Genomic DNA, 8714 nt, shown 5'->3' with positions numbered 1-8714 from the left:
CAGGTGGATCTCTACGCCGTGAAGGTGGCTCTATTTTTCCGTGAACATGGCTCTATTTTGCCGACATACTGGCTCTCCAAGAGCGAAATATTCACAGTGTTAATGCAAATGTTAAATTTTTTCTTCGAAAATTCTGGCCCGCTGGACCCATGGTTGTCTTGCATGTCGGGCGGCAGCGACATAATCCTTAATTTGCTGAAGCGTGTACTCGGTCATTGTAGCCTCGCAGGCATAGTCGGACGCCCTTTGACGATAAAAATGGCGGTACCAATCGAGTGTTGCTTGCACGGTCTGTTCAAAAGAATAAACCGCTTGCCAACCTAAGCGTGATTGTGCTTTTTCACAAGACAGCCGTAACCATTGTGCTTCATGGGGGGCCTTGGGAGCGGCAATATCGATCCAACTGCCTGTACCCCAATGGGTGATCATCGTCTCCACTAAGGTTCCGACAGGGACAGCGGCATCGGCTTGGGGGCCGAAATTCCATGGTCCGGTAAAAGTGTCTCCTTCTGTCCATAAGCGTGCGCCAAGCCACAGATAACCGGCTAATGGTTCCAATACATGTTGCCAAGGACGAATGGCCCGAGGGTTGCGTACCTGGATCGGCTCACCGCGAACCAATGAGCGCACTGTATCGGGGACGATCCGATCCGGTGACCAGTCGCCTCCGCCGATCACATTGCCTGCACGTACGGTAGCTAGTAATTTTCTCTTGGAGGGATCGCCGGAACGGAAAAAAGAACGCTGGTAAGCTTGGCTTACTAGCTCAGCACAGCCTTTGGAAGCGCTATAGGGATCATGTCCCCCGAGGGGATCGGATTCTCGGTAGCCCCAGAGCCATTCGCGGTTCTCATAGCATTTGTCGCTAGTGACATTGACAAAGACCTGAGCCGACGGACAGTGCCGAAAGGCCTCCAGGATATGGACCGTTCCTTGGACATTCGTCGCAAATGTGCTGACGGGGTCGGTATAACTAAGTCGGACGATCGGTTGGGCGGCCAGGTGAAATACGATATGGGGTTGTGCTTCGGCCATGAAGGCTTGAACAGTAGCCATGTTGCGAATGTCGCCTTCGCAATGAACGATCTGTTCCGCCAAACCCAACGCCTCAAACAGATTCGGCTTGGTCTGAGGTGGCAGAGCCAGGCCAAAAACCTGTGCCCCTAGGGTTGTCAACCACAGGGCCAGCCAGCTTCCTTTGAAGCCGGTATGCCCTGTGACGGCCACACGTTTTCCTTGATAGATTGATGCGAACAGGCTAGTCACCTCTTTGATAAGTGAATGGTGGCGTTGAATAATTATTTTGAAGGCAAGGTTACATCGGTCTCTTTGGGGTTGTCTTTATTGTATCAGAAATTTAGGTTAGTAAACCATCATCGCAGTAAAGCCAATGCTGTTTTATCTACCTCGAAATGCCCAAAAGCTGACGATCTTGCCTGTTCGGAAACTGCTGTATATAATGGCCTCCTGGGTTTTTTAACCAAATCCCGGAAATAGGCCGATATTAACCCTTAAGAAAGCGAAAGGCTAAGATGATAGTGTTCATCTTAGCCTTTCATACCCTGTAACAATTGTGAGATTTGTTGTGGTTGCTGGAATAAGGCGTTGCTGTACCCCGTTGGGTGTTGGGAGAGCGATGGCGGGATCAAAACCAGTTATCAGCCGTGACTGGTTTTGCGCGCTGTGATGAATGCGCCCATCTTAGCTTTTTATACTTTGAAGCAGTTGCAAGACCTGTTGGGGTTGTTGGTTCGCTTGGGCCATCATCGCTTCGGTGGTTTGCGAAAGGATATTGGTTTTGGAAAATTCCAATATTTGTTTGGCCATATCAACGTCTCGAATGCGGGACTCTGCCGCTTGGAGATTTTCCAAATAGCTTTGGCTTATATTAAAAAGGCGCTCCAAGGAACTCTGATAAACGCCAAACTTGGAGCGCTCGGTAGTAACTTTTTGTAATGCTGTATCAAGTTTTTCTAATGCTCTTCTTGCTTCTTCTGCTGGATCTACTTTAAGATTATCAATCGCCAGTGATTGACTCCGTACATCGGATAATTCAATCGTAAACTGGTTACCGGCATTTGGACCTACTTGTAGCTGAAGCTGATACAGTTCCTCTAACGATGTTCCGGTGGTGGGAGCAGTAACAACAGGAGGCACCGATAAGCCGTAGAAGGTGTTGACTTCAAAGGAATCTCCGGGATTCAATGTTCGAGGATCCCAGCGGACCATATAACCACTGTCGGAGAAAGCGCCGCCCGGAACCCAGTCCCAATTGGCAACCGAAGAGAAATTTCCAACACCGAATGCTGATGGTGTCTCAAGAATGTCGGAACCTTTGATAATTCCTTGCGCTTGAATCTCTGCATTGGCACCGGAACCTGTATGCTGATTATAAACCGTAAAAGAATCAGGGATGTCTGCGCCAACATATTTGGTTTCCGTAGTTACGGGTGAACCGTTGACGATAAAAGGTGCGGCATCATCATTGCCAAGCATCGTGTCTATATGAAACATAAGGCCAATGTCTTGGGCAGTGGTGCTATTGTTTATCACGGAATAGCGGATCTCATATTTATCTTGTACAATTCGCACCTTTTGGGTGATTTCAACGTCTTGAGCCGGAACTTTATATACTGTTTTGAATGTTCCGCTCTCCTCAATGGTAGGTGTAATGGTGAGTGATTGCAACTGATAAACAGTTCCACCGACTTTTACTGAACGAGCACTGTCCCCTGAACCAAAAATTAATGTCTGATTATCATCGGCCGCCGTTGTGGGGTATCCTTGATTCGTTCGAAATAAAAGGTTGCCGTTGTTTCCTACCGGTGGCGAAGATAAGATATTTTCATCGTTCAAGGCAGTTCCGCTTATCGCGCTTTGTTGATGACGCGATGCGTTGTTCAGCAGCGTAATCTGGTTGAATTCAGTGCTGTTTGCGATCTGATCATTTCCCTGGATGAGTTGCGTCACTTCGTCTTGCACCATCGCGCGGTCATCTGATGTCAGCGTGTCATTGGCTGCTTGTACCGCCAACTCACGGATGCGTTGCAGATTATTCGTAATTTCCGCTAGTCCGCCTTCGGCTGTTTGGGACAACGATATGCCATCTTGGATGTTTCGGCCTGCCTGACTTAATCCACGTATCTGCGCACGCATTTTTTCCGATATCGTTAGACCTGCTGCATCATCGCCGGCGTGATTGATGCGGAGGCCGGAGCTTAAACGTTCGGTCGCAATGGCCTTACGTTTCTCGATATTGAGTAATTGATTAGCTCCATGAGAAGCGATTAAATTTGAGATGTACATGAGACCACCTCGAAAAATATTGAACCATTATCTGTATCGAAAGCCCCTTATTGTTACTTTAATATTTCTTACCCATGCAACAACCCTGACACCTCTCTGGCTGTTGTTGCGCCTGGGGAACAGTGCTTGTGTGGCTTGGGTGTGTCAATGGACAACAGGGGGTGCAGACTGGTGCTGTACCCCCTGTAATGGTTAAGAGAAGATTCTTATGCGCGATTCGCATAACGTCGGAATAAGGTGGAAATATCTGCATCATGGCGTCCGAGGATTTCGTGGATGGATTTCTGATTTTCTTTCATATCCATCAAATATTCAATGATCTGCCGATGCTCTTGTCCATTGCTTTCGATCAAGGTGTCCACTTTTGTTTCAAGGTTATTCAGGCGGTTAATCGATTGACGATGGAATGCTTCGGACTTATCCTGCCCGAGTTCCAATCGCTTTTGACCCTCTTTTAGCTCGGCAACGTCACTCTTCAGCCCGGCAACATCGGTCTTCAGTCCGGCGATATCGTCTTTAAGGCCTCGCAGTTCCTTGAGCACGAGCATTTGGAATTCTTGTTCAGTCACTGACCTCACTCCTAATCAGCATACCTATAATTCCGGTAACTCGATATTAATTGTGTTCGTTATTTACGTATCCGCGACCGTCCGTCTAATCCCATTGTAGCAGAAGTATGATAGACCATCAATGTTATAGATGCAAATTAAGCATAAAAAGGTAAGATGTAGAAAAAATAAAAACAGAGTGTAACTTGTCGTTGCACTCTGTTTTTCTCCGTATGTGATTGTGATCTGATCGAGAGCGTCCGACAGGGCGAGTAGCAAGACTTTTTCTATATTACTTCAACAACTGCAAGATCCCTTGCGGAAGTTGGTTGGCTTGGGCGAGCATGGCGGTGGCGGCTTGGGAGATGATGTTGTTTTTTGTGAAGTTGGCCATTTCCAGGGCCATGTCGGCGTCGCGGATGCGCGACTCCGAGGCGGTAAGGTTTTGGTTGAAGGACTTTAAGTTGTTCACGGTGTGCTCCATGCGGTTTTGCAATGCGCCGAGCTTGGAGCGCTGGGTGGAAATGGCGGTGATGGCATCGGCGATGCTGGTGATCGCGTTACCGGCATTGGTGTTATTGGAAACGTCAATGTTATTGATTTTGAGGTTGGCTGTGGTTACATCATCGATGGTGATCTCCAGTGTCTGTGTTTCCTTGGGGCCGAGTTGAATCATGAGGCCGGAGCCTGTGGTTTTATAATCGCCGTTTAAGAGTTTCCGGCCGTTGAATTCTGTTGTAGAGGAGACGCGGTCGATTTCTTTGGTCAGTTGATCGATTTCCGACTGGATCGCTGTGCGATCTTCGGTCATGTAGGTGTCGTTGGCCGCTTGGACGGCCAGTTCGCGCATGCGCTGGAGCATCTGGTGGACACTGTCGAGGGCGCCTTCGGCGGTTTGCAGCAGCGAAATGCCGTCTAAGGTGTTGCGCTCGGCGGCGTCGAGGCCGCGGATCTGGGAGCGCATCGTTTCGGAGATGGCCAGGCCGGCGGCGTCATCGGCGGCGTGGTTGATGCGCAGGCCCGATGACAGTTTTTCTAAGTGCTTCGCCGTAATGGCTTGGTTTTGGCTTAGTTGGCGGTAGGTGTTAAGCGCCGCGATGTTATGGTTGATACGCATAGTATTTACACCTCAATATTTATTTTACGTACCTTTATCCAAGGATGAGCAAATCGGGGAAGGGAACGAGGTTACCGATCATCGGGGGCATCGTACGCCGAAAGCTTCCGTACATGGATTTGCGGGCGATCATCCTGCCTTTTGGCCATGGCTTGCTCCCAAGCATCAGTGATCATCGCGAGAAGGGTCATCGTTTCTTTAATAGGCGCGCGCTTTTTCTCGATGTTGGCGACTAGTACCTGTTGGGCCATGTATTGATAGAGCGCTTCCAGGCGGTCAGCCAGAGGAATGCCGGCCGTTTTTTCGGTTTCGTAATTGAGCCCGGCGCCGAGGCGGCGAATGATATCGTGGCATTGCTGGAGTCGTTGATTGGCAAGGTCGTAATTCTTTGTGTCAATCGCCTGGGCTGCTTCCTGCAGTTTTTCCAGGAGTCCTTGATAAAGGAGCAGTGTTAATTCCTGCGAGGTCATTTGCATGATTTCCTGCTCAGTGGGCAGTAACACTGGGGGCACACCTCCTTGTGAATATGCGTAGGGATTACGAATAAATGTCGACAAGCAACCCTTTGATTTCGCCGATGAGGCTGAGAATCTTTAAGCTGTTGGCTTGGCTGCCCAGTACGTGGTCTGTCAATTCCAGCAACTTTTCATCGACTTTCGTGACGATTTTATAGATTTTGGCTTTGCCCCGCCGGTTGAAGCCGCGCTTTTCATCGACTCGTAGGGCGTGTTTGACGGCTTCTTCCATGAATGATTTGACGAGCGATTTGTAATGACGTAAATCTTCGACGGTGCGGGATTGGGCGAGGATTTTGCCTTGATCTTCAATTTTTGCTGCCAGTTTATTAAACTTGGCCAGATCGAGCTGGTCGCGGCGCTGGGCCATGACTTCCGTAAAAGCGATGGAGGAAGTCGGGGCTTCGGGCTTATCTTTGTTGCTGACCGGGGTGGCTTTGGTCACTTTGTTGATTTCCATGACGAGCCTCGCTTTTTTGGTGATGGATTATGGTTTCTTAGTGCTGATATCGATGGTATAGGCTTCCTCGGCTATCGGTTCGGCTATTGACGCCGATTCACCGTCGCTATCGGCGATGTCCATGCTGACCGGGGGCAAATAAGGATCATGTTGATTTTCCATCGTTTCGATCATTAACAGGATCTCGGCGACAACCAGGTAGAGTTGGGGCGGGATCTGGTCGCCCAGGTCCATGTTCATCAGGTGCTCGACGAGAACCGGGTTTTCCTGCAGGGGAATTTGTTTTTCTTTGGCCAGGTCAATAATTTTCTGGGCGAGTTGGCCGTGCCCCTGGGCGATGACGGTTGGGGCGCCCGTGACAGGGTCATAATGAATGGCAGCGGCACGCTGGGGTTGCTGCTCTTTTTTGCGTTTTTGATTAAAAAAGGAGAAGGCCATCCTATGCCTCCATTTTATGTATTTCTTGATCGATAAACAAGGTATCGATCAAGAAAGGTGTATTATTTAATCGGAAAAACAAAGCTAGATCTTTACGTTGAGTCCGGGAATGTTAGACAGGGAACGGGGTGGTGGCGGCGGCGTAAGCGTACTGGAGGAAGCGGTGCCGATGCCGGTGGGCATGGTGTCGTTGACCGCGGAACTACCGGCTCCGGTTGCCGAACTCGATGCGGACGTGCTGTTGGCGGGGTCCGCCTGGAGACGGGTAAACTGAAAACTGCTGATCGTATAGCCGATGGCTTGCAAGTGTTCTTTGACATTGGCAAAAAGCGGTTCCAGTTGATTGCGGCCTTCCGGATGATCGGTCTTGACGGTGACCGAGAGATTCCGGTCGGTGGCCGTGAGCATGATGCCGGTGTCGCCGAGGGCCTTTGTTTCCAAGAGAAAGTAGATGCTGCAGTTTTCCCAGTCCATTTTGGGCCGGTCGTTGCGGGAGTGAATCCAAATCTTCGCGTTTTCCCCTTGGCCGTTGGTGCTTAAGGGAAGGCTGAAAAAAGCCGTTTGTGATTGCGGCAGCGGGTCATTGCTGCTCAGGAGTTGCTGGCCCGTTAAGTTGTTGACGGCTTGATCAGCCAGGGAGCGCAGGTTTTGATGCTGCGGGTTATCGCTGCCTGCCAGTTGCAGCAGCATCGCTTTGAGGTTGGGCTGTTGGTTCGGGTCCGTGCCGGTGGCCAGGCTGTTTTGCGGCGCGCCGGTAGAAGCTGATGGTGCTCCATCGGATTGCCCGGCGATCCATTGGGCTGCTTCGCTGTCGTGGTTGAGGCCGAGGGCGCGGATTAAGCGAAAAGCCGCCGTGGCGCTGGGCTCCGGCGAGTTTCCGCGGTTGACGGGAGCGCTATCGGCGGCGCGGTTTCCGGCGGCGGTCGGCATGTCGACAAGGGTCGGGGAAGGCGTTGGGATACCGGCGGTGCCGTTGGTCAACAGGTGCCGCACTTTGACTTCACTTGGTTTAAAGGAAAGTTGCTGCAGCGATTCTTTGATCCGGTTGACGATTTCGGCCGCCGCGGCATTGTCCCCTTTGGCCAGTAAGGCTTTGGCTGTAGCCAGTTGGCTGCTCGCTTGCATCAACAGTTTTTCCGTGTCCATGTCGGTGAAGAGGGTGATGTTGCTTTTCAGGATGCCCTGATCCAGCATGTCGATGGTTTTTTCCAGTAAGGGCTTGACTGTCGGCAAGATGAAGGTACGCTGGTTGCGGCTGATTTGTTCCAGTATGTCCAGATTGCGGGTGATTTCACGTTTCATGCCGCGAAATTGTTCGGCTGTTTCCATCAAGCGCTGGCTGACGCTGGTGATCATGATGTCTTTGGTCGGCAGCAAACCGGTACCGAGGCTTTGTTCCAATTGGGCCAGGTAGTTTTCAACTGCAGTGAGGCTGGTGGCGTTGGCCGGATTGCCAGTGCCGCCGGTACTGCCTGTACCGCTCGTATCGTTCCGGGTGGCTTGGTTGTTGAGTTCCTTAACGATGTCGTTGAGTACACGGTTCAAATTGCGGCCATGCAGTGCTTCCCGGACAGCCTGCAATGTTTCGCTGGTCAAGGGCAGTTGTTTTTGCAAGAGGGCCTGGATTACTTCTTTTTTCTGCTCTATCGTACCGGGCGCTTGCGTGACAAATTGATGGAGCGCCGTGGCCGTTGCGCGGTCGACAGGCCGGCCGCGGTCGAGGAGATGTTGGACGATGGGCGTCAGTTCGCCCGTGGCGGGAACGTTCAACTGCCGTAACAGGGCGGCAGCGCTGCTTTGGGTAGCGCTGCCCCGTCCAGCGATGGCGCTGCCGGCGGTGGTGCTGCCGGAACCAATGGCGGTGCCGCCCGATGCGCCGCCGGAAGGTAGTTGATCCGATGGGGGAAGCACGCGGGCTTTGGGCAGGGGACCAGACGTATCGGTAATTTGCAAGTTGGCCCGGGCACCGCGCGGTAGTTCGCCTTCAATTTGAACGGAGAACTCGTGATCGCGAATCTGTACCACGGCTGTATCCGGTGGAGTAACTTTTTTGATGGTTGCATTGTAGATTTGCCCGCGTTGCAGGTCGGCTGGCGTCTCTTGTACGGCAAAACCACCCCCGACGGAGGGGTTAGGGGTAATTTTCATCGCTGCATCGATCCTTTCATGGGCAAATTGATGCGGGGCCTATTTTGGCTTATTCTATTATATCGCATAAAAAGGTTCTTCGCTTAATAGAGTCTGTCTAAAAACCCCCGCATCCCAAGGGGTGATTCAAAAAACGCATTATTCGATGGTATTTTGCACCATTTAAAGGTATTTTGACTTCG

The 8714-nt window shown here is 51.0% G+C and carries 8 protein-coding genes; all 8 read right to left on the bottom strand.

Annotated elements, in window-relative coordinates:
- Positions 1–111: 111 nt before the first annotated feature.
- Positions 112–1266 carry a CDP-glucose 4,6-dehydratase gene (gene rfbG / locus EDD73_RS14270; protein WP_131921063.1) on the bottom strand — a complete coding sequence of 385 codons (1155 nt, stop codon included), beginning with the start codon at positions 1264–1266 and terminating at the stop codon, positions 112–114.
- A 435-nt stretch (positions 1267–1701) separates the two neighbouring features.
- A complete protein-coding gene (locus tag EDD73_RS14995; protein ID WP_165876548.1) occupies positions 1702–3306 on the bottom strand; it encodes a flagellin N-terminal helical domain-containing protein in 1605 nt (534 codons plus the stop codon).
- Between the two features lie 206 nt (positions 3307–3512).
- Entirely contained in the window at positions 3513–3875 is a 363-nt protein-coding gene (locus EDD73_RS14260; protein ID WP_131921061.1) for a hypothetical protein, read from the bottom strand.
- Positions 3876–4146: 271 nt separating this feature from the next.
- The gene (locus tag EDD73_RS14255; protein WP_131921058.1) at positions 4147–4971 is read right to left on the bottom strand and encodes a flagellin N-terminal helical domain-containing protein; all 825 of its coding nucleotides are present in this window, start codon (positions 4969–4971) and stop codon (positions 4147–4149) included.
- Between the two features lie 71 nt (positions 4972–5042).
- Positions 5043–5474 carry a flagellar export chaperone FliS gene (fliS, locus tag EDD73_RS14250; protein ID WP_131921056.1) on the bottom strand — a complete coding sequence of 144 codons (432 nt, stop codon included), beginning with the start codon at positions 5472–5474 and terminating at the stop codon, positions 5043–5045.
- A 34-nt stretch (positions 5475–5508) separates the two neighbouring features.
- Complete coding sequence (locus EDD73_RS14245) at positions 5509–5946, bottom strand: YaaR family protein (protein WP_131921054.1); 438 nt, start codon at positions 5944–5946, stop codon at positions 5509–5511.
- A 27-nt stretch (positions 5947–5973) separates the two neighbouring features.
- On the bottom strand, positions 5974–6384 hold the full coding sequence (locus EDD73_RS14240; protein WP_131921052.1) for an EscU/YscU/HrcU family type III secretion system export apparatus switch protein: 411 nt from the start codon (positions 6382–6384) through the stop codon (positions 5974–5976).
- Positions 6385–6468: 84 nt separating this feature from the next.
- Positions 6469–8532 (bottom strand): hypothetical protein, encoded by a 2064-nt coding sequence (locus EDD73_RS14235; protein ID WP_131921050.1) that lies wholly within the window; start codon positions 8530–8532, stop codon positions 6469–6471.
- Positions 8533–8714 lie beyond the last annotated feature (182 nt).

This window comes from Heliophilum fasciatum, assembly GCF_004341395.1.
GTDB classification, from domain to species: Bacteria; Bacillota; Desulfitobacteriia; order Heliobacteriales; family Heliobacteriaceae; genus Heliophilum; species Heliophilum fasciatum.
Note: the sequence above shows the minus strand (reverse complement) of the source record. Positions and strands in the feature narration are given on the sequence as shown.